This is a genomic window from uncultured Algoriphagus sp., assembly GCF_963974365.1.
Lineage (GTDB): Bacteria > Bacteroidota > Bacteroidia > Cytophagales > Cyclobacteriaceae > Algoriphagus.
Genome location: NZ_CAXBBX010000015.1, coordinates 21,478 through 43,519 on the forward strand (window position 1 = coordinate 21,478; position 22,042 = coordinate 43,519).

Genomic DNA, 22,042 nt, shown 5'->3' on the forward strand with positions numbered 1-22,042 from the left:
ATTCACCAGCGCTGGACCTAGATCATAATTCGGAGACGAAGGCACAGTACCAGCAAGATGAGGAATTACTGGTGTTGGATGTTAGGTGACCGATGTAGGATGTCGGATGTCCGGTGTTGGTTGGTGGTTGTTGGTTGGTGGTTGTTCGTTGTTTGAATTTAGCAAGGAATCTAGATCTAAGGTTGGTAAATAATAATGGTCTAGCCTTTCTCATTGTAATAGATAAGTCCTGCTTCTGGAAAAGCAGGACAACGCTAGTTTTATATGAGCAAAAAAAATCGCAGGTTTTAGACTGCGATTTTTTTAATATAATTTTTGATACAGATTTATTTCCTTCTCAGTGCCCGCTTCCACCAAGGAAGCTGCACTTCCTCGTGGTATCCATAGGAATTATTGCCGTAGCCATAACCGTAACCATAACCGTAGCCATAGCCATAGCCCTTGTCTATATGCACATCATTCAGGATACCATATATCTTAGAAACCCCACCTTTTTCTACCAGGTTATTCAAAATTTGTGTATTTCCTTTCATAGAATAGCCTTGACGGAATACATAGAAACTAATATCAGCAAAGCCAAATAGCTCCTTGGTTTCAGAAACCAATCCTACCGGAGGACAGTCAAAAATCACCACATCATACTCTGCTTTGATTTCCTTGATGATTTCCCCAAACTTATCCTGAAGTAGTAATTCAGCTGGGTTTGGTGGTATAGGTCCGGATAAGATTACATCCATATCTTTATGACCTGTGGCTTTTACTACATCTCTCCATGAAATATCCGAGCTTAGACAGGTACTCATACCCTTATCATTTGTCAAATCAAAATCCTCAGCGATCTTTGGTTTTCTAAGGTCTAATCCAATCAATAATGTTTTCTTACCCATTAGCGCATACACCGATGCCACATTGATGGAAACAAAAGTCTTTCCTTCTCCGGAAATGGATGAAGTAAAAAGTATGGTTAAGTTATCTCTATGAGGGCTCAAGTAAGACATATCCGCTCTTAGGGATCTAAATGACTCAGTCACTGTGGATCTAGGGTTATTCATTACAGGAATAGCATCCTCTGAAATATTTCTTCCTATCATACCTATCAAAGGCACTTTAATTTGGTTTTCAAGCTCCTTCGGATCCTCAATTTTGGTATTTAAAAAATCTTTAATCGTAATAAAGCCAATAGGCAGTATCATACCTAATATTAATCCAATAAGCAGGTTTAGATTTCTCTTTGGAGCAACTGGTAACTGCCCAGATTTAGCAAAATCCAGAATACTGTTTTTTGGCATATTAGCTGCCTTGGTAATTTCAGCTTCTGCTTTTTTCTCAAGCAAGTAAATGTAAATGTTTTCGTTGATTGTGAACTGTCTTTGAATACCTATGAGATTACGCTCAGTTTCCGGTAGAGAGTTCACATCTATATCAAGTATACGAATCTGAGAATTCAAATCAGCAATTAAATTCTCGGTATTTGCCAAAGCTGAGTTCACATTCTCCTGAAGTTGTTTTTTAATGTTTTGAATCCTAGTGGCATTTTCACGAACTGCGGGAGTTTGCTCTGTGAAATTCGCAGATAATCTTACTTGCTCAGCTTGTAATTCACTGTAAGCCTGAACCAAAGAATTCAATAATGGATCAGTCACCCCCACTACGGATGGAGCGACCATGTCCCCTGTCTGATCATTAGCCAAATAATTACGTAAGGTCTTGTAATACTTTAAACTAATTTCTGTCTGTCCCTTTTCTGTCTCCAGATCCTGAAGTCTTTCAAAGATAACCGAACCCTCTTCCGAAAGGTTAAAAACCTTATTCTCGGTTCTATATTTTTGCAACTTATTTTCAGAGAATCTCAGGGAGTCCGAAATTCCAGAGAGCTGCTCATTGATAAATTTCACTGTATTTTCCGAGGCTCTGTTTTTCTCCTCCAACTCCCGGTCTAAATACATCTCCATCAGCTTATTGATGTAATCTTCTCCCAATTTTCTCACTGGGGTTTCCAAACTCAAGGAAAGAATGGAAGCCTGCTTATTGATAGGGGCAACTGCCAATTCCTCTCTGTATATCAGTGCAAGGGAAGGAGTGTCCACCAAATTAAAAAGTACAATATCTTCAGGCAATGCCCCAATTAGGTTGATTGTAAAAGAAAAATTCTCACCTTGAATTAACTCACCAAAGCTATAAACTGCCTTGTCTAAAACTACATCCTCCTCAGGTTCAATTTTGTAGTAAGGATCTTTAGGATTAAAAATCCTGAATTCATCATTTATTATACTTAGTTCGAAAGAATCCTCATTCAATACTTCCAATCTAAATCTACCTCCTACCAACTGGATCTGCTTCCAATCAACAGATACGAGCACTGGAAGTTTGTCATAGATCTGGGTAGTGGAAATTAAACCTTCTTCGTAATACTGCACATTTAAATTCAGTTCAGTAACTGCCTCTTCTGCTAGAGAAAAAGACTTTAATATACCTATCTCATTTTCAATATTACTCTTCCCACCAAGCATACCTAAACCGGAAGACTCAAACAAATCCATACCCAATGAGGGTTCTTCATCTTCAACAAGGATGCTTGATTCCACTTTAAAAATATTAGTTGCGTAGCGGTTGAACAAAAAAGCGGCTACAACTCCAATAAACATACAGGCTAAAATTACCACCCAGTACTGCAGGTAATTAAATAAAAGCACTTTAAGATCAATTTCATCTTCCTTTTGCACCATAAAAGGATTTTGCCCTGAATTTGATGAATTTGGGGTATTCGGGTACATAAATGCTTATTTGAGTAAGTTTAAGATTAAGGCAACAGAAGAAATTCCTGCAAAAACTAAAGCCAAGGTTTGGGCTGTATTTTCACCAGTACCTGTTTCCCTGACTTTCATAGGTTCAATGTAAAGTTGGTCATTAGGCTGTATGAAATAATAAGGAGAGGCTACAATCTGCCTATCCAATAAATTTATTCTATGTAATCTTGTCCCTTCAGGATACTGTCTGATCATTAATACCTCATCTCTTTTAGCTACAGTAGTCAGATCCCCAGCATTTGCAATTGCTTCGAAAATCGTCATTCTATCCTGCAAAACCACATATTTACCAGGTCTTCTGAATTCGCCCAAAGCAGAATACCGTACTCCTCCCAGTTTAACTTTTACGTATAATTCGGACTTCACATACTCACGAAGTTTTTGTTCTACATCAATCCTTGCTTCATCCAAAGTTTTATCCCTAACATACACCTCTCCCACTATAGGAAGCCGAATATTTCCGTTTTCATCAACTGAATATCCCGTCATATAATAGATATCACCACCACTTTGGGCAGAAACATTGCCCATTTGCTGATTCATCTGAGGAGGTTTATTATTAAAGCCAAATTGCGTCATATCATCAACAGTCTGAATGTTTACGTCAATAATATCATTGTATTGCAACTTGTATTCTGGAATCTTATAGGTGATCAGCTCATCATCTTCTATTAGGGAATTTCCCTCCAAATTCTGCAGATAAATGATTTTCTCATTCGAGATGCAGCCGAAGGCCAAGAAAAATACTAGGGCAAAAGATAGCCCCTTCAAGAAGTTCCACATATAGTAATTTTTAATTTTTTCTCTCAAAAACTGGGCAAACTTAAGCATTTAACCTTAAATCCAGAGTATTTTTAACACAATGGTAAAAAACCTATGTGTTTTCATAAGAACATTACTCCTGTTTAAGATCGCAATTTCCATATTCAGCTACAATTTTCTGGTTTTTAAAGGTTCTTTTGACAATATAAAGACTTAGTTTAATTTCTTTATTATTCATAAAAATTTCAACGGCCAGTGATTTTACTGCTCCATAAAGGTTATATTAGATAAACGAGGTAAACGCCATGTTTGGACTAGGTGAAGATTCTATAATGCATATAAGCAATTCTGCCAGTAGCCAAATTCCATTATGCGACATCTCCACTTCGCTAGGTGTGATAGATTTATTTGAGGACACGGAAAACGGGTCAGTCCGAGCGGAGTCGAGGACCTTTCGACTTCGCTCAAGGTGACTACGTTTATGGTTCCAGAATAAACATCTGTCATCCCCCTTTTTGTATGTTCGCAGAATATTTAAGACTCGGTGTGACAAAATCCACAATTCCCTTCGCCGCGTTGAAGGGAATTATGAGTCCTTAACCTTAAGTATTAATTAAAATTACATAGGTGAAGTTAAGTTGATATTCATAATTTCGAATATTGAACATTGAATGTGGAATTTTGAAGACCATAGCATGACTGGTAAAAAAATCATACAATTAGCGGCTATCCTTGGTGCATGTGCCGTAGGAATAGGAGCTTTTGGAGCCCATGGATTAAAGGAAATACTGACAGAGACGGGCAGATCTGAAACTTTTGAAACTGGGGTAAAGTACCACTTCTATCATGCTCTCGCCATTTTACTATTTGGAATTTTGGCCTTGGTAAAGCCAGAATGGAAAAAGTTAGACTTAGCAGCAATCTTAATGGCAGTGGGAATTCTAATATTCTCAGGATCATTGTATGTACTCTCTCTGACGGGCATCACCTGGCTGGGAGCTATCACTCCGATCGGTGGACTAGCCTTTATAGCTGGGTGGGTTTTGGTAGTTGTAGCAGCTTCAAAAAACTAAGTATGCGTAAACTGATCACCGGAGTACTCCTTATAGTAAGCTTTAATTCTAGCCTGTTTGCTCAACTCCATAGAAATCAATACCTAAAACTTGAAGCGGCCCTGGGCGATGGTAGTTTTTTCAGTGGGCATTTGACAGGTTTTATGTTGTACGATCTGGATTCACAGAGCGTTTTGTATGAAAAAAACAGTCATCAGCGATTTATTCCTGCATCTACCACCAAGCTATTTACCTTATTTTCATCCTTAGTCGTACTGGGAGACAGTACTCAAACTCTACGCTATGTACGAGATGGCAACACAATCAGAATTTGGGGCTCGGGAGATCCCAGCTGGAAATACAAGAAATTTGATGACCCTGGAATATCAAAACTAATTGCCCCATACGATCAAGTCATCTTTTCTGATGCAAATATGATGTCCCCTGCTTTTGGCTACGGCTGGCAATGGGATGACTATTATTATAATTACTCCGCTGAGCGCACTTCACTCCCTATTTATGGTAATCTTGTTCAGGTGAAAAAAGTAGGAAATGGCCCTACCGTCTTCCCTCTTAGTTTCCAGCCCGATGTATTTCCTACCAACCGTACGATTCGGGAATTGGAACGAGATTTCCATTCCAACAAATTTTATTACAATCCAAGCAACTTCAGAGCTCGGGAAGAATTCATCCCTTTTATTTCTAGCCCAGAATTATTTGTCAAACTTGCTTCAGACGCCACTGGCAAGCAATGGATCTATCAAGCAGATAGTTTACCGGGAAATCACGAAATTCTTCGAGCTTCCCCTCTCTTCCCTATCCTGAAAGAAATGATGTTGGAAAGTGACAATTTTCTAGCAGAACAACTCATGTTGATGGTTTCGGATCGGCTTTTTCAGCGATTGGATACAGAGCGCGCAATTGAATACATGCTTAAAACTTATCTTTTTGATCTTCCTGACGAACCTCAATGGGTGGATGGCTCTGGACTTAGCCGACACGACTTGATCACACCTAGAGCAATGGTGGGGCTGTTCGAGAAAATCTATAGAATGATGCCGGACCAGCAGCTATTTGAACTTCTACCTGCTGGAGGGCAATCCGGAACATTAGAAAACAGCTACAAATCAGAGCAACCGTACATTTTTGCGAAAACCGGAACGATGAGTAATAACCACAGCCTTGTAGGACTGATCAAGGGAAAAAGCGGACGGTATTATTGCTTTGCCTTTATGAACTCCAATTATCCATGGAAAGCTTCTGAAGTGAGAAGAGAAATGGAAAAGGTGATGGTGATGGTTAGGGATATGATTTGACTTGGGATTTCGGATTTCGGATTTGAGATTTGAGATTTGAGATTTTAGGAACCTCCAACTTTAATTAAAGCACCTAGGTTCGAATAAACAGATGCTTTATGGTTTAAAGCTGGTAGGTAGATTTTGAATTCTTCTTTGAATAAAAATGGGGCGAAAGTTTTTTCGCCCCTACCGCGTTCTTCGGTAAAAAACAGGATGTGTAGCAAAAAATAAAACCTTCGAGGTTTTGGAAACCTCAAAGGTTAATCACACACACTTCCTTTCTTAATATTTTTCTTTGCGCCTTAGGGCCTTAGCGGGAGACATTTACTTCAAAATAAAAAAGCCTTATTTTCACGTCATAGAATAAACCAACCTTCCCGATGCAAAAACGCGCGTTCCTAAAATCCCTCGGACTTCTAACTGCTTCTTTCCCCTTAGTTTCCTGGGATTCAGCTCATCCAGCTTTTGATCCTTCTACACTTTTGCCGAAGGCCATCAAGAAAGGCGACACGGTTGGATTGGTAGCTCCGTCGGCTGCTATGGCAGATAGAATGCAATTTACTTTTGCGCAGGAAGCCTTGGAGGCACTTGGGTTTCAAGTGAAGTTGGGCACAAACCTCAAAAAGCGATACGGTCATCTCGCTGGAACTGATGAAGAAAGAGCAAGTGATCTAAATGAAATGTTTGCGGATAATGAGGTCAAAGCAATTATCTGCATTCGGGGTGGATCTGGTGCAGCTCGGATTTTGCCGCTGATCGATTATAAGTCTATCTCAAAAAATCCCAAACCCCTTCTTGGCTATTCTGATATCACGGCACTTCATTGTGCCATTCATGCCCAAACAGGTTTAATCACCTTCCACGGACCTATGGGTTCAGGAAGTTGGAACAGCTTCAACGTGGACCAATTTGAGAAGATTTTTATAGAGCAGGAAAAAGTCACTTTTGAGAATGTTCATGCTGAAAGCGATGATTTGGTAGTCAAATCAAACCGCATCCAAACGCTCAAAGGAGGAATTGCTGAAGGGAAAATACTGGGTGGAAACTTGTCTGTTTTGACAGCTATTTCGGGATCACCCTACTATCCAGATTTCAAAGATGCCATTCTTTTCATCGAAGATGTGGGAGAAGATCCTTACAAAATGGACCGGATGATGAGCACGTTGAAACTCAACGGTACGCTGGATCAAATTAAGGGTTTTGTATTTGGCCAATGCTCCGACTGTGAACCTGGCGGTGGTTATGGTTCGCTGACTTTGGATCAGGTGCTCGATGATTATATTTTACCATTGAATATTCCTGCATACTCTGGCGCGATGATTGGACATATTTCCAAGCAATTTATTATTCCGGTAGGTGCTAATGTACAAATAGATGCAGACAAAGGAACCATTAGCCTACTTGACTCCGTATTTCAGTGAAAAAATTAGTATGAAACTTTCACTAATCACATTCGCGATTCTGGGGATATTTTCCTGCAAAAGTTCCAATAGCATGCTTCCAGATGATCCTGACAAACCAATGAACGAAAATTCAACTGATAATCCAGATCAACTCACTTATTTGGCACTTGGCGATAGCTACACAATCGGCGAAGGTGTCAGCGATGCATTCAGGTATCCTAGCCAACTGATCACGAAGCTAAATGCTGAAACCGAGAAATCTTGGGCTACACCCACAGTGATTGCCCGGACAGGCTGGACCGTGGATGAGCTGGATAAGGGGATAAATGCTGCGGACATAGCAGGGAAAACGTACGATTTGGTAACGCTTTCTATTGGCGTGAACAACCAGTATCGCGGCTACCCTATCGCTAAATTCGAAACCGAGTTTGAACAGATGCTTTTGCGTGCTATTAGCTTTGCAGGTGTGAACACGAAACACGTGGTTGTTCTATCCATTCCAGACTGGGGAGTAACTCCTTTTGCTGCTCAAAGTGGCAGAGACAAAAGCAAAATTGCGGAAGAAATCGACGCCTATAATCGTATAAAAGCTAAAATCTGCGAAAAGCACGCTGTCACCTACATTGACATCACTGCGCAATACAGAAGCTTGGGTGCTCAGCCGGATATGCTTGCTGCAGATGGTTTGCATCCAAGTGCAAAAATGTATGGATTGTGGACTGAAAAGCTGTTTGAAGAAGTGAGGACGGTTTACTAGAGGATTATTTAGTAGTAAGACGTAAGTAGTAAGACGTAAGTAGCAAGACTTAAGTATCAAGATATCAGAAGCTAGAACCAAGAGTCAAGAAGAAAAACTTAAGAAACCGAATATGTCCGAGACTACACCAAAAAGGATGTCCTTAAGATAAATATTGGGATCACATTGTGAGATTCGCCCGAATTAAAATCGGGACAGACAATGTGAGAATTAAAAGATAAATTGTAATCAAATGAAAACTATACTATTTCTACTCATCAGCACTATACTTGCTGCAGTCTCTTGCGAGCGTGACAATGAAGAGAACACAGAAATCTGGTGGATCAATTCTGCCAAAATGGACTGTGTGGGAGTTGGTCCCATGTCCTGCTTGCAAATACAAAAGGGAACAGAGATTGATCCCGGAGCATGGGAGTTTTTTTACAGCTCCATTAAGGGCTTCGAATTTGAGCCTGGTAATATTTACCAAATCAAGGTAAAGGTAACAGACAAGCAGCAACCCATTCCCGCGGATGCTTCATCTAAAACCTATGAACTAGTGGAAATCATGAGCAAAGAACCCGATCCGGCACTGCAACTAACAAACATTTGGAAGGTCATCAAAGTAGGTGAAATCGAAAACCCAACAGGTTTCAAATCCAAAGAAGCCCTGACGTTCGAGTTTAACGCATCCAAAAAAACCTATGTAGGTAACATGGGATGCAATTCAGTGCGTGGAGAGATCAAGGAAAACGATGGGAAAACCTTACTTCTCGGCCCTGGAGCAGCCACGATGATGGCTTGTCCTGATATGAGCGCTGAAAAAGCAATCTCTGAAGCGCTTATCAATACACGTGGATATACCATAGAAAACAACCAACTTTACCTGCTGAATGAGGATGGGGAAAGGCTTATGAGTTTCCAAGCTGTAGATTAAAAAAATCATGATTGTCTTCTATTTTAGCTGCCATCGGAAACTTATTTTGCAGGCTGGCTGGAAGACAGAAGACGGGAGACGGAAGTGACCCAAATTTTAGTGTTATTCTGAATATATATTTCTTTTGACTTAATCAGGGCCTGAAAAGCAGGGAGATATTAAATTTATATCCGCAAGAGTTTAGCTATTTGAATTAATTTTGGTTTCAGCCTTGAAAAATCCCCCTTTCCCTCTGCCGCGGCGGAGGGAATTGCCAAATTTGAATTTTAAGCATTGATTCCGTGCCTATTTGTGCAGTTTAACGGATACTCAACTAATTAAAAACCATGAAGATCATTTGCATAGGCCGAAATTATGCGGCTCATATAGAGGAATTAAAAAATGAAACACCAGGAAATCCGGTTGTTTTCCTAAAACCAGACACTGCCCAATTAAAAGATGGGGCACCTTTTTTCTATCCTGATTTCTCCAAAAACATCCATCACGAAGCTGAACTGGTTCTGAAAATCTCTAAGCAGGGAAAATACATACAGAAGAAATTTGCCCATCGCTATTTCAATGAGATTGGTTTTGGAATTGATTTCACTGCAAGAGATTTGCAAGATCAGTGTAAAGCCAAAGGTTTGCCTTGGGAGATTGCCAAAGGATTCAATGGCGCAGCCCCTATAGGAGGATTTAAGTCTGTGGGTGATTTTGAAGATTTGAAAAACATAGATTTTCAGCTGAACATCAACGGGGAAACACGTCAAAAAGGAAATACTTCGCTGATGTTATTTGACTTTGGGACTATCATAGAATATGTATCCCAGTTTTTTATGCTAAAAACAGGAGACCTTCTCTACACAGGTACTCCAGCGGGAGTGGGCCCGGTGCAGATTGGGGACAGATTAGAAGGATTTATTGGGACGGAAAAGTTGATGGATTTTGAAGTTAAGTAAGCTACGATTCGCATTTCTTTTCCTTGGATTGATCAGCGTACTGGAGCTTAGAGCTCAGTCTGTTGATAAGAACTACTTCAAAAATCCAATTAATCCTGGCACGAGAAATTACCTAGCAGGGAATTTTGCAGAATTGAGGCCCAATCACTTTCATACAGGATTGGATTTCAAAACTGGTGGTCAGGAAGGCCTTCCGATTTTAGCAGCTGCTGATGGCTGGGTTCACAGGATCAAAATTTCCTCATTTGGCTACGGCAACGTTATTTACCTAAAACATCCAAATGGGATGATTACGCTCTACGGTCACTTGCGGAATTTCAACAAGGAGCTAAGCGACTACATGCGCAAGAAGATGTATGATGCGAAGGCAATTGATTTGGAGATCTACCCAGAGCCGGGAGAATTGCCGGTGAGGCAGGGTCAAAAAATCGCGGATAGCGGAAACACAGGTGGTTCCGGTGGTCCACATTTGCACTTTGAGATTCGCGACAGTCTGGACCGTGCAATGGACCCTCTCCTATTTGGATTTACCGATATCGTTGATAAAACTGCGCCTGTTCCGCAAAGCATCGCTATTGTTCCATTGGCTATTGATTCCCGAGTGAATGGGAAATTCGCAAGACTTGAAGTTACTCCGGTAGCAAGCGGATCTAATTATAAATTACCTAGTGACATCAAAATCACGGGGAAAGTAGGTATAGAAATCCGCAGTTATGATCAATTGGATGGAGCAAGCAACAAGAATGGTTTTCCTACATTTGAATTGACGGATGAAAAAGGCACCGTGTTCAATTTGACTGTGGACAAGGTTGATTTCAATTTCACCCGGCAATTTCTTCAGCACACGTACCAAAATCGTTATTCCAAACTTTACTTTCAGAAGAACCTCAAGTTTGAGTTTATCAGTCCAAAGTCCGAAGACGCCGGACATTTGGCATTGGAGCCAGGAGTAAAAAAAGACTACAAGCTCAAACTTCGAGATGCTTACGGAAATGAGCGCCAGATCAGCTTTACGCTGCAAGGTCAGGATTTGGAAACCAATGTGAATGATGGCGCTGCACCTTCAAAGGTATCCCTAGATTACATCAATAATATTCTTAAAATCAAGGCTCCTGTATCTCCGAAAGGTGGATTAGCTAAATTCTATGTGGGTGCACATGCTTTTGAGATGCTTCCAGCCTATCAGGATGCAAACAGCAGAACCTATCTCTGGGACATGGAATTTGGAATACCTGAAGAAATCGATGTGTGCACAGAGGTGTTAATCCCTGGCATCAATGCCTTGATTCCAGCTGGCAAAGAGACCACTTATTCAGACCAAAACGTGCAAATGAATTTCAATCATGAAACTGTTTTGGATGATTTATTCCTGAGAGTTTCAAAGTCTGGATCAGCCTCCGCTCCAAAATTGCTAGTGAATAGCAGCCGGGAATACCTTTGGAATGCCGTGAATATTCTTTGGAATGTGCCTGGCTACTCAGGAAATAAAGATCGCTCTCATGCTTATTACACTTCAGGTGGAGGCAAATCCTTTTTGGGTGGAACCTGGAATGGGGATACCCTGAATTTTGGGTCTCGCTATTTGGGTGAAATCTCTATTTTGGAAGATAATACTAAGCCTACGATCCAGGTAATTAAAGCCAACTCATCGGATTTGCGCTTTGTGATCCGGGATAATTTATCAGGCATCGATAGCTATGAAGCCTTTGTAAATGGCAAATGGATTTTGATGAGATATGAGTACAAGCAAGCCGTGATTTGGTCCGAAAAACTCGAAAATTTACCGTTCAAAGGAGAAGTTTTGCTAAAAGTTACCGATAAAGCTAGCAATACTGCTGAATGGAAAGGAACGATTGGTTAAATTAGGCGCCCTAAACAAAAGCATATGCAATTAGAAAAAGGCCAAATGGCCCCAGATTTTGAGGCAAAAATTGAAACAGGAGAAACGATCAAGCTTTCTGACTACAGAGGAAAAAAGGTAGTTCTCTATTTTTATCCAAAAGACGCTACGCCAGGTTGTACTGCTCAAGCATGTAATCTGAGAGATAACTACGATGCTTTACAAAAAGCAGGTTATGTGGTCTTTGGAATCAGTTCAGATGCGGAAAAATCCCATGTGAAGTTCAAGGAAAAGCAAGCACTTCCATTTTCTTTGATTGCTGATACAGACCTGAAAGTACACGAGGCTTATGGTACATGGCAAGAAAAAAATACCTTCGGAAAAACCTATATGGGTACTGTCCGAACCACTTTTGTCATCGATGAAAAAGGTGAAATCTCTGAAATCATCGAAAAAGTAAATACAAAAGATCATACAGCACAAATCCTAAATTAAACCTATATCCCTAATGGAAAAACAATCAATCGAACAGCTCGAAAGTACCGCTTCTCAGGTACGTAGAGACATTCTCCGCATGGTTCATGCGGTACAGTCAGGACACCCTGGCGCTTCACTAGGTTGTACTGAGTTCTTCGTAGCTCTTTACTTCAACCAGTTGAATCACGATCCTAATTTTAAAATGGAAGGAAAAGGTGAAGACTTATTTTTCCTTTCCAATGGTCATATCTCACCAGTTTGGTACAGTGTATTATCCAGATCAGGATATTTCTCTCCTGAGGAAATGGATACGTTCAGAAAGCTGAATTCAAGACTTCAAGGTCACCCAGCAACTGAAGAAGGTCTTCCGGGAATCAGAATTGCATCTGGATCTTTGGGACAAGGAATGTCAGTAGCAATTGGTGCAGCTCAGGCGAAGAAAATTGATGGCGATGACAGCACTGTCTTTGTATTGATGGGCGATGGAGAGCAGGAAGAAGGTCAGGTATGGGAAGCGGCAATGTATGCTGCTCACTGGAAAGTGGACAACTTGATTGCGACCATTGACTTGAACAGACAGCAGATCGATGGCCCTACGGCTGAGATCATGGACTTGATCGATCTAAGAGCTAAATATGAATCTTTCGGATGGGAAGTTATCGACACACTTCAGGGAAATGATATGAAGTCTGTAGTAGAAGGACTGGAAAAAGCAAAAAGCCTAAGTGGAAAAGGAAAGCCAGTAATGAATTTGCTTCACACGGAAATGGGCTTTGGCGTTGACTTTATGGTAGGCACTCACAAGTGGCATGGCATTGCTCCTAGTGATGAGCAACTTGCAAACGCTTTGGGACAACTTCCAGAAACAATCGGGGATTTTTAATCCACATTTTTAGACCATTTACTCAAAAGAAATCATGGAAAAGACATTGGATTTAAAATTCAACTATACAGAAAAAAAAGATACACGTTCAGGTTTCGGTGATGGCTTCTTAGAAGCTGGCCGAAGAAACCCCAATGTGGTAGGACTTTGTGCCGATTTGATCGGTTCATTAAAAATGGGCGCATTCCAGAAGGAATTCCCGGAAAGATTCTTCCAGACAGGAATCGCAGAAGCAAATATGATGGGCATCGCCGCAGGTATGACTATCAATGGCAAAATTCCTTTCACAGGTACTTTTGCCAACTTCTCTACAGGTCGTGTATACGATCAGATTCGTCAGTCTATTGCCTATTCTGGCAAAAACGTAAAGATCTGTGCTTCTCACGCAGGTTTGACACTTGGAGAAGATGGGGCAACTCACCAGATCTTGGAAGATGTGGGCATGATGAAAATGCTTCCTCACATGACGGTGATCAACCCTTGTGATTACAATCAGACCAAAGCTGCTACGATTGCAATTGCTGATTACGAAGGTCCTGTTTACCTAAGATTCGGTCGTCCATCCTGGCCTATTTTCACTGATCCAGCTCAGAAGTTTGAGGTAGGAAAAGCCTGGAAAATGATCGAGGGAACTGATGTGACTATTTTTGCTACCGGCCACTTGGTTTGGGAAGCGGTAGTAGCTGAAGCGATCTTAAGATCTGAAGGAATCTCCGCAGAAGTGATCAATATCCATACGATCAAGCCACTTGACGAGGAAGCGATTCTCGATTCAGTAGCTAAAACTGGATGTGCTGTAACTGCTGAAGAGCACCAATACAATGGCGGATTAGGAGATAGCGTAGCCCAAACTCTAGCTAGAAATAACCCAGCTCCTGTAGAGTATGTAGGTGTAAATGACAGCTTTGGTGAGTCTGGCACTCCTACTCAGTTGTTGGACAAATACGGACTTGATGCTGCGAATATTGTAGCTGCAGCTAAGAAAGTATTGGCTAGAAAGTAAGATTCTCAAAGTAGCTGCTTCTGGAGGAGCAGCATAACAATGCATAAAACCACGGCATCGAAAGAGGCTGTGGTTTTTGTTTTATTTTGTTTGTTTCAAAATCCCAAAAAATTCTCTCCCCAATTATTTTGGCAAGACCGCCTAAATACATTTCTTTGAATAAGAATTAACAGCTTTTCACCACCCAATTTTGTCGTTCATTCCAACCCAACCTACTTTCGTCTTTCCGAATGATTAAGCTTACTCAAGATATCAGTATCCAAAAACTCACCGCTGATGACCAGCCTGAGCTAATTGAGTTGATGCGGGATATTTATATTCCTTCATACAAACATATTTGGTCGGACTCGGGTGACTGGTATCTGGAGCAAATGTATAATCCGGAAGTCTATCAAAAAGATCTGGCAAACCCAGCTAGCCACTACTATTTTGTACTCTTTGAAGGGTGGAAAATCGGAATTTTGAAATATAACTACCCAGAATCTCCGGCATTGTTTGAATTCCCTAACTCCCTGCACCTCCACAGAATCTATATCAGCAAGGAATTTCAAGGAAAAGGTATCGCAGCTACCTTAATGAAAATGGTAGAATCTACAGCTAGAGAGCGTGGACTAAAATACATGTGGCTGGAAGTGATGGACACCCAGTTGCAAGCTCAGAAATTCTATAGAAAAATGGGGTTTGAGTGGCTTTTCACCTATCACCTTGAGTACGAAAACCTCCTTCCAAAATATCGTGGAATTCAGATTTTAAGAAAAACCTTGACATAAATTTGAAATTGGAGCCCCACTTCCGGTTTTAAAATCTAAGGAGAATGAGCTATTTTTAAGAAAAAGCCACAATGCTAAAATCTGCCCTCTATTCTCTTTTTGCGATCATACTTGTTTCCTTAATTCTTTTTTTAACGAAAGAAAACACTGAAGTCCCCTCTGGTCAACAAGCAAGTTTTGCCAGTTTCACCAACACAAATAACTCTATTCTTGCTGAAGGTGATGAACAAGTAGGCGTCTTCTTTATGCCATCTTGGAATACCTCAGCAGACCCAGCTAAGGATCGGGATAGTTTCTGGTCTTGCCTTACCGGCAGAGGAGACTGCTCTAGCCTACAAAACCCAGGTATCTGGGGTCCAAAAGGAAGAATATACAATGCTAAATATCCATACGAGGGCCCATACTTGGACAGAAAGCCAATCAAGGAACTTAAGGGTTTTTATAAAAGAGATGATCCAGAAGTTATCAAAAAGCAGCTGGAGTACATGAAAAGCTACGGAATTGACTTCTTTGCGTACGACTGGTTTTACGGTAGGAATTACTATTACCATTTGGACTTTGCGCCTCAATCAAAAATCTACTATCCAAAAGGCTGGAAAAAGGACCCCGCAAATGCCGGACGTGTAGCCGTTCCTGGCTTAGTGGAATGGGGAGATCAGCTCAAAGTAATGCTGGAAGTGAATGAAAGCTTGCCTGCCGAAAAGCAAATGAAATGGGCACTTAATTGGTGCGATGACAGCAACGAACGCTGGATGGCTTGGCTCAAAGTAGGATCTCCAGATGAAATGGCGAGGAAAGCAAACTACCCAGGCGAAAAGCCTGATAAGGAATTGTATTTGAAAGTTCATGAGAAAATCACCCAACTTTGGATCGACGAATACTTTGGTCGAGGGGATTATTTAAAAGAAAAAGATGGGCGACCAATCGTCTATTTCTATTTCCCACAGGATGCAGAATCACGAGCCGCATATTATGGATTGAAGCTCAAAGACCTTTTGGACCTTTCTCAAAGCATCGCTAAAAAATCTGGTTTACCTGGAATAAAGTTCATCGCAGTTACCGCTGGGCCTATGCTAGAAAACGAGCGAGTTTATGGTCTACCTACCCTCTGGAAAGCAAATAACCCTCAAAGACCATGGGAAGGCGGGACGTATCAGAAAAAGCAGTTGCTCCAGGAATATGTTCCTAGATTGAAAAGCATGGGCTTTGAAGGCATGACGGCTTATGTCTACCACAACTTTATGAACAAGGACAATAAGTCTTTTGCAGATATGCGGGAGACGTATAAGGGGCATTGGAATATGTGGAGCGATAAATTCAAAAACGACCCAAACTTCGAATACCAGGTCCCAACGGCAATGGGCTGGGATATGCGACCTGCTGGTGGCACCTGGCCTCAGCCTTCAGGCTTCCCAAGTGAACCGCAAAAAGATCGGGTTCACAGCGATAAAAGCTCGTTTACGGCCATGCTCACAGAAGCGCAGCAAACTTCAAAAAAATATCGTTCCAGCAACGGAAACACGGTAATGGTTTGTTGCTGGAACGAATATCTGGAAGGCAATTATATCGAACCTACCGAGGGGCATGGCTTCGATTACCTGGAAGCAATTAAGAATGTTTTTGGAGACTAGCTGGTTTTAGAAAGCATCTTCCAGTTTTTTCATGATTTCCTTAAAATCATCAATCATTTTCTCCTGATTCTTGGCTTGTGTGAGTGCGGTGCAAATTATCTCAAAATGCTCCAACTCTCCTATTTTCTGACCTTTGTTGCCCGCTAGACTCCACAGTTTCAGGTATTCTGCAGTGATATCTTCTTTCTTGGCAGTAGAAATCCCCAGCAAGTATTGGGTCAACATAATATTTGCGAAATGTGCCATCTCCCAGAAATCATCCGCCTTCGACTCTCTTTCTTTCAAATCATCATAAATCTTTTGAATTGCTTTTCTAGCTTCCAAATCAATAAACTTGAGACCTTTCTTACCTTGAATCAGCAATTCAATCTGAGCGAGCGTTAGCCAATTGGTGAGCGGATAAGCATCCTGATAGGCTGATAATTTACTTGCTTCCTTATACGCCTGAACTGAATGAGAAAGAGCATCCAACAATTCCTCTTTGGAAGCGTCGCGAAGTAAATGCATTTTTCGCTTATAAGCGCTTCCTATCAAACTCCATCTCTCAACGCTTTCTCCAAAATGTGATGTCAATCCTTCAAGGTCTTTGATGACCTTATCAATCATTTTCACGGAATCTTTTAGGTCGGTTTTCTTCAAGCTATATTGCTGCAAGGCCAGTTTAGCGAGGGTATTACAGTGCCTTTCAAAACTATTAATACTGAAAGCTGATTTCTTAGATTTGAGCAGTTGCTCATAGCAAGCGCAGGATTTCTCATATTCCTGTAATCCCGAATAGATACTAGCTGAAAGTTCTTGGATTCTATCTGTGAGCATGCTTTTACTAAGCATTTTCTCATAAATCGTATCCACCCTACTGAGTACCCAATCCTGGTTATACTCATTGGCATCCATAGATTCCAGTGTGTTATGCAGTTCAATCTCTACTTCCTCGCACACCAAGAGATCATCATCACCTGCACTCCATGATCCGCTTTCTGAGAGTTTGTAAAATGGATCACCATAGCATTGGAATGCACCCCAGGTATTCGTACGCCTGCCAAAATCCTGATAGATGCACTTCCTTGCCCTCTTCACAGATTCGCCAAATCCTAGTCCCTCAAACATATTCTGATAGAAGTGTCTGGAAAACTCCAATGCCGCAGCATCATCCACTGCCCATCCAGCGACAATAACCGCCCGCGCACCATTGTTAATCAACTGTGTACCAATATTTGCGGCGAATTTGTTTCTGTACTGGCTTCTTTCCTCAGACTCCCTATCCATCAATCCAAGATAACAACAGTTCACAAACACCAATTCGGCGGAGGAACTCATACCTGCAATCTGAGCTGGAGTAAGAAAAGTATCATTCCCGATCACCATCCCTGTAGACCGATTTGGTCCATGCTTGAATACACCGTGGCCTGCTAGATGGATTACTTTATGATCTCTGGAAAAAAGCTTAAGAATAATTTCTGAAGCCGTGTTATTGATTAAACTCTGAACCTGAAAGTCATTTTTTCGAAGAATATTCGCAACAGTTTCAGCTTCACGTTTGGCTCCAGCTAGCTGTGGCATAAATTTGTCAAGCACCGGGTCTCCTACTACAAGTGCCGTATTATCGGTAATACGCGCTATTTTTTTTCTGTACTGCATAGTCGAGAGCTGACGTATCATCCCTGTGTGCACGCATAGTGGCACTGCATCTATGTCTTCTTGGATCATCTCCCAAGGATACTCCGCAGATGCAGGGTCCAAGATCCAAGACACATTATTCAAGCGCTTCACTTCTTCCTTGAACTCATAAGGAATCAAAAGCTCAAACATAGTCTTGGCTATTTCAGGAGAATACTGATTTTCAAGGGTCATTCTTTTCAGCAAAACTTCAAGGGTCTTATCATTTGCTGGCATATGCTCCACTTTTTCACTAGCTCCGTTGGAAGCAATAGACATTCGGATTGCCTCTTCCACCTCATCTGTATCTTTTACTTTCAATTCGTGAGTGACATTTATTCTGGTCCACCAATCATTTGTATTATCATAAGGGATCCTCCAGCGTCTTCCCAACTTATAATTGAGGCCCTTTTCATTGAAAGCAACATTAAATTCCTTGCTATCATCTACTTCCAGCCTCTGAATAGTTTTCAGGATGGAAAGTGCTTTATCATTGAATATTTCGATTATTTCTATCTCCTCTATTCCTTTTATTTTGCCATTGTAAACTGAATAAATATTTCTATTTGCTCGCTGTATTCCCAAAATAATAGCACGAATAGAGCTTTCTGTAGATAATCCGCCATAGGAGTTCGCTATCGCAATCACTGAAATTCCAACAGTGCCACCACTATTTCCACCAGTCTGAGCGCTAGTATTTCCTTTTTTAATAGTCAAGTACCTCGCTACTCCCTTCTCCACAGAATTCATCAAAGCAAATCCAGACAATTCACCAGGAACCCCAAGACCAATGATCAGCCCGCCTTTGAAGGGAGATTTCGTGAAGTTTTCATTTAATACAATCTGATTGGTTCCAATTGGCCCTGGGTACAAACCTAGTCCATGTAGCCTTGCCAACTCCCCATCCAACTGCCGGTCAATGGCCAGCTCGGTAGTGAGAATGGCATCAAATTCGAAGTGACCTGCAAGCACCGGGTATTTAGCATATTTCAAATCTCCATGACTGACAGTAATAAGCACTGGCTTCTCCTGCTGCCACTTTTCTTCCTGCTCTTCTACACCCAAAATTGTATCAATCACCTTTTCTTCACTGATATCAAAAATCTCAGTTTCTGACGGCGCAAAATCCTTCTCATCTCCTCGCGTTTTTGGAAGGCTATTTTGTAGCTTTTTCGTAGTTCCAAAAACAAGTAAATCCTCGATAGCAGGATAAAGGTTCTTCTCTTTTGGAAGTCCTCCATGCGTTACATTGGCATAGTAAACTTGGTTCTTATCATGGAAACCCTTCGGTATTCCCGACATCCAAGTCACGCTTTCGTCACCGGCATTGGTAGCATAAAATACCAATTCCCCATCTTCTATTTCGAGATTTGATATGGTAAAGCTCTTTTTCCCGCTCTGCCCTGCGATATAGGTGATATTTGAGTAATCAATCCCGTCAATGGTATCCAAGACCAATTTCTGATGCTTACCGAATTCATCCAACACTTTGGCTGACGGTATTGGCCAGGAATCATCGCCAGAGGCGGCACGCATTCGTTCCCACAGTTTCCTGTCTGAGAAATCATGCCTATTGTTATTGCTTATAGGCAACAGGTTCAGTATGCCCGGGAAATTGCAGAAAACCTCCAAAAGCTCCTTAGTCGAATGCCTGATATCTATTTTACCTAAAAGTTTGATCAAACTGTCCTTACCAAATAGGACATAAGGGATTCTATAGGATCCACCGAGTGGAGAACCTAAAAAGACTGCCCGGAATCCTAAGGAGTTGTTGAGCTGCTGCCAGGTTTCTGGATGATAAACTATAAAGTCCCGAACCAAAACTCCTCCCATACTATGAGCCACTATTTTGATGGGTTGATTGAATGACAGAAGTTCGGTGATTTTATCTTTGAAATCCTTAGCGCATTGCTTTAGTGGCCTCCTCCAATCAAACTGAAAGGTGACTATATCGTAGGTTTCTTCAAGCCTTTCTCCCAGATTCCCATAGGATGTTCTAATCAAGGAATGTGCAGAGAGTTTGGCTTTTGTACCCTCATCGTAGATTAGACCTTTCAATTCGCCTTTGAGGAAACGCCAGTAATTTATCCAAAGCAATTCATCTTTCTCTCCGATGTTTGAGCCCATTATTCCCGGAATTATGATGGCAATTGGGCGATCTCCAGAGACCTTCTCTTTTTTGTAAATTCCAGTTTCAATTCCTCCTCTTTCTTTGTCAACAAGTTTGAGTTCAAAACTATCCGGAATGTCTCCAACTTCAGCTGCAAGTCCGGACACCAGCGCTTTTACTGTGTCAGGATTTGAAAAATACTTGAAATGGTTGATCTGACCACTTTTCTCTATGAATACAGCCACGTTTCCAGCGGTACGTCTAGCACCCCATTTCATACTTTCCGTATCTACTACTAGGTCATTATTTCTCATGAAGAAAAACTTGCCGAGAATAACCACGAGTGTCTTGAAACTCAAACTCAATTCGCTGCTTCCTCCCACCACAAAAAGTGGAAACTTGATTTCTATCTCTGAAGCTTGATAATTCAAGGCCTTGATGAATGGAGACTTTGGATTCATCGCTTCCAATCCTGGCAAGATATCCACCTCATCTTTGGAAGAAATCGCTTCCATGATAAATTCTTTGAATGCGACATAGATCGGATTTCCCACATGTCCTACAGCCAAACCAATCAAATTGAAGGTCACATTCAAGAAAATATTCAAGCGACCCGATGCCAGTGTCGTTCCATTGGCTGGGCTAGCTACTCGCACCATGGATCTCACCGAGATATCCTTTTCTTTCAAAATGGCTCCAATTGCCTCTATCATTCTCAGGTCTGAATCCCTGTCATGTTTATCTAAAAGAGCCTTTTCGAAATCATCAAATCCCTTCGCATTGGTAGAGAATCTAGCCATTAGATCTGCTAATAATCCACCACGCGAATGACTCAACAAGTCCAATTCTATTCCAGAAGGAAGGCTAGAAATCAACCTATAAATATTCTCAAGAGGACTAGTGGTCAATGTCCTGTGCTGAAAAGCAATGAGGTGATCGTCGCCGTATTTAGCTAATAGCTTTTTCCATTCTTCTGAATCTTTAAGTTCTCCAAATGAACTTACAGTGGAAGATCCAGTTCCATGTAAAAGAAGCAGATGACGACTTTTCACATCCAGTTCAGCTTCATTTGCAGAATTAAATTTCAAAGTTTTCAGCTCCATAGTAGCAGAACATGCAGCCAAGACTCCAAAATCAACTTTTTTAAAATCCTCTCCAATAAAAGCAAGTTGCTTGTCTTCCAAGTTTCTGGCCATTTCTCTGATCTTTGGCTGGATGATATTCTTTTTGACAAAGACCTTTACCAGCTTAATCGCTATCTTTTTGACAATTCCTCTATCCTGCTCATCAGACTCCAGTTCGTCTGGGAGAAACAATTCATCACCATCAGCTGAACGCTTTATTTTCTGGGGGAAAAGCGTTTTCAGCGATTCATTATCACCCATCCAAACCGTCTGATCTTCAAAATCAAACTCTAAAATATGGTCATCATTTAATTCCAGAATTTGCTCAGGGACGTCGCCGCGCGTGGGACTTTCCACCGTGTAAGCCTGATCAAATTGATACAACTCAAACCCACTATCAGATCCAGTATGGAATGAAGTATGATCCTGTCCTTTAAGCTTGATTTTCAAATTAGCCATCGGTAAAAATTGTTTGGTTAAGGGTACTAAAACATTTCAATTAGGAAGGCAGGCATTCATGATGCATAGCCCTTGTAATATGCTGGAGATGAAAAAAAATCATCTGAGAGTTTTCGAAAACCTATTGAAAAATCGGGACATTTTCGTCAGACAGTC

The 22,042-nt window shown here is 41.1% G+C and carries 15 protein-coding genes; 12 read left to right on the forward strand and 3 right to left on the reverse strand.

The genetic code is table 11. From position 1 onward, the window contains the following. Positions 1-326: 326 nt before the first annotated feature. Together AACZ87_RS18815 and AACZ87_RS18820 are read right to left on the reverse strand one after the other, a co-directional pair. Positions 327-2,774: a polysaccharide biosynthesis tyrosine autokinase gene (locus tag AACZ87_RS18815; protein ID WP_339869459.1), complete on the reverse strand. Its 2,448-nt coding sequence runs from the start codon at positions 2,772-2,774 to the stop codon at positions 327-329. A 6-nt stretch (positions 2,775-2,780) separates the two neighbouring features. Further along, on the reverse strand, positions 2,781-3,590 hold the full coding sequence (locus AACZ87_RS18820) for a polysaccharide biosynthesis/export family protein (protein WP_339869461.1): 810 nt from the start codon (positions 3,588-3,590) through the stop codon (positions 2,781-2,783). A gap of 650 nt (positions 3,591-4,240) precedes the next feature. Between AACZ87_RS18820 and AACZ87_RS18825 the strand changes: the two genes are divergently transcribed. The 12 genes from AACZ87_RS18825 to AACZ87_RS18880 all read left to right on the forward strand — a co-directional run bounded on the left by AACZ87_RS18825 (position 4,241) and on the right by AACZ87_RS18880 (position 16,537). Next, positions 4,241-4,642: a DUF423 domain-containing protein gene (locus tag AACZ87_RS18825; protein ID WP_339869463.1), complete on the forward strand. Its 402-nt coding sequence runs from the start codon at positions 4,241-4,243 to the stop codon at positions 4,640-4,642. A 2-nt stretch (positions 4,643-4,644) separates the two neighbouring features. Further along, the gene (locus AACZ87_RS18830) at positions 4,645-5,937 is read left to right on the forward strand and encodes a D-alanyl-D-alanine carboxypeptidase (RefSeq protein WP_339869465.1); all 1,293 of its coding nucleotides are present in this window, start codon (positions 4,645-4,647) and stop codon (positions 5,935-5,937) included. Between the two features lie 362 nt (positions 5,938-6,299). Continuing rightward, positions 6,300-7,340: an LD-carboxypeptidase gene (locus tag AACZ87_RS18835; RefSeq protein WP_339869467.1), complete on the forward strand. Its 1,041-nt coding sequence runs from the start codon at positions 6,300-6,302 to the stop codon at positions 7,338-7,340. A 10-nt stretch (positions 7,341-7,350) separates the two neighbouring features. Beyond that, positions 7,351-8,079: an SGNH/GDSL hydrolase family protein gene (locus tag AACZ87_RS18840; protein ID WP_339869469.1), complete on the forward strand. Its 729-nt coding sequence runs from the start codon at positions 7,351-7,353 to the stop codon at positions 8,077-8,079. Positions 8,080-8,311: 232 nt separating this feature from the next. Then, a complete protein-coding gene (locus tag AACZ87_RS18845) occupies positions 8,312-8,995 on the forward strand; it encodes a DUF4377 domain-containing protein (protein WP_339869470.1) in 684 nt (227 codons plus the stop codon). Positions 8,996-9,321: 326 nt separating this feature from the next. Beyond that, positions 9,322-9,933: a fumarylacetoacetate hydrolase family protein gene (locus AACZ87_RS18850; RefSeq protein WP_339869472.1), complete on the forward strand. Its 612-nt coding sequence runs from the start codon at positions 9,322-9,324 to the stop codon at positions 9,931-9,933. After that, entirely contained in the window at positions 9,920-11,794 is a 1,875-nt protein-coding gene (locus AACZ87_RS18855; protein WP_339869474.1) for a M23 family metallopeptidase, read from the forward strand. Before AACZ87_RS18850 ends, AACZ87_RS18855 begins: the two co-directional genes overlap by 14 nt. Before the next feature lie 24 nt (positions 11,795-11,818). Beyond that, entirely contained in the window at positions 11,819-12,268 is a 450-nt protein-coding gene (bcp, locus tag AACZ87_RS18860) for a thioredoxin-dependent thiol peroxidase (protein WP_339869476.1), read from the forward strand. Between the two features lie 13 nt (positions 12,269-12,281). Next, positions 12,282-13,133: a transketolase gene (locus tag AACZ87_RS18865; protein WP_339869478.1), complete on the forward strand. Its 852-nt coding sequence runs from the start codon at positions 12,282-12,284 to the stop codon at positions 13,131-13,133. A gap of 34 nt (positions 13,134-13,167) precedes the next feature. Next, positions 13,168-14,136, forward strand: coding sequence for a transketolase C-terminal domain-containing protein (locus tag AACZ87_RS18870; protein ID WP_339869480.1), 969 nt, complete (start codon positions 13,168-13,170; stop codon positions 14,134-14,136). Positions 14,137-14,366: 230 nt separating this feature from the next. Continuing rightward, entirely contained in the window at positions 14,367-14,906 is a 540-nt protein-coding gene (locus tag AACZ87_RS18875; RefSeq protein WP_339869481.1) for a GNAT family N-acetyltransferase, read from the forward strand. A 71-nt stretch (positions 14,907-14,977) separates the two neighbouring features. Further along, a complete protein-coding gene (locus AACZ87_RS18880; RefSeq protein ID WP_339869483.1) occupies positions 14,978-16,537 on the forward strand; it encodes a glycoside hydrolase family 99-like domain-containing protein in 1,560 nt (519 codons plus the stop codon). A gap of 6 nt (positions 16,538-16,543) precedes the next feature. On the opposite strand, the gene AACZ87_RS18885 is transcribed toward AACZ87_RS18880, so the two are convergent. Then, positions 16,544-21,886, reverse strand: coding sequence for a CHAT domain-containing protein (locus tag AACZ87_RS18885; RefSeq protein ID WP_339869485.1), 5,343 nt, complete (start codon positions 21,884-21,886; stop codon positions 16,544-16,546). Positions 21,887-22,042 lie beyond the last annotated feature (156 nt).

Bases quoted from the DNA above. Each gene is read 5' to 3' on its own strand.
- AACZ87_RS18815 (WP_339869459.1), bottom strand. From the start codon at position 2,774: ATGTACCCGAATACCCCAAATTCATCAAATTCAGGGCAAAATCCTTTT.
- AACZ87_RS18820 (WP_339869461.1), bottom strand. From the start codon at position 3,590: ATGTGGAACTTCTTGAAGGGGCTATCTTTTGCCCTAGTATTTTTCTTG.
- AACZ87_RS18825 (WP_339869463.1), top strand. From the start codon at position 4,241: ATGTGGAATTTTGAAGACCATAGCATGACTGGTAAAAAAATCATACAA.
- AACZ87_RS18830 (WP_339869465.1), top strand. From the start codon at position 4,645: ATGCGTAAACTGATCACCGGAGTACTCCTTATAGTAAGCTTTAATTCT.
- AACZ87_RS18835 (WP_339869467.1), top strand. From the start codon at position 6,300: ATGCAAAAACGCGCGTTCCTAAAATCCCTCGGACTTCTAACTGCTTCT.
- AACZ87_RS18840 (WP_339869469.1), top strand. From the start codon at position 7,351: ATGAAACTTTCACTAATCACATTCGCGATTCTGGGGATATTTTCCTGC.
- AACZ87_RS18845 (WP_339869470.1), top strand. From the start codon at position 8,312: ATGAAAACTATACTATTTCTACTCATCAGCACTATACTTGCTGCAGTC.
- AACZ87_RS18850 (WP_339869472.1), top strand. From the start codon at position 9,322: ATGAAGATCATTTGCATAGGCCGAAATTATGCGGCTCATATAGAGGAA.
- bcp (WP_339869476.1), top strand. From the start codon at position 11,819: ATGCAATTAGAAAAAGGCCAAATGGCCCCAGATTTTGAGGCAAAAATT.
- AACZ87_RS18865 (WP_339869478.1), top strand. From the start codon at position 12,282: ATGGAAAAACAATCAATCGAACAGCTCGAAAGTACCGCTTCTCAGGTA.
- AACZ87_RS18870 (WP_339869480.1), top strand. From the start codon at position 13,168: ATGGAAAAGACATTGGATTTAAAATTCAACTATACAGAAAAAAAAGAT.
- AACZ87_RS18875 (WP_339869481.1), top strand. From the start codon at position 14,367: ATGATTAAGCTTACTCAAGATATCAGTATCCAAAAACTCACCGCTGAT.
- AACZ87_RS18880 (WP_339869483.1), top strand. From the start codon at position 14,978: ATGCTAAAATCTGCCCTCTATTCTCTTTTTGCGATCATACTTGTTTCC.
- AACZ87_RS18885 (WP_339869485.1), bottom strand. From the start codon at position 21,886: ATGGCTAATTTGAAAATCAAGCTTAAAGGACAGGATCATACTTCATTC.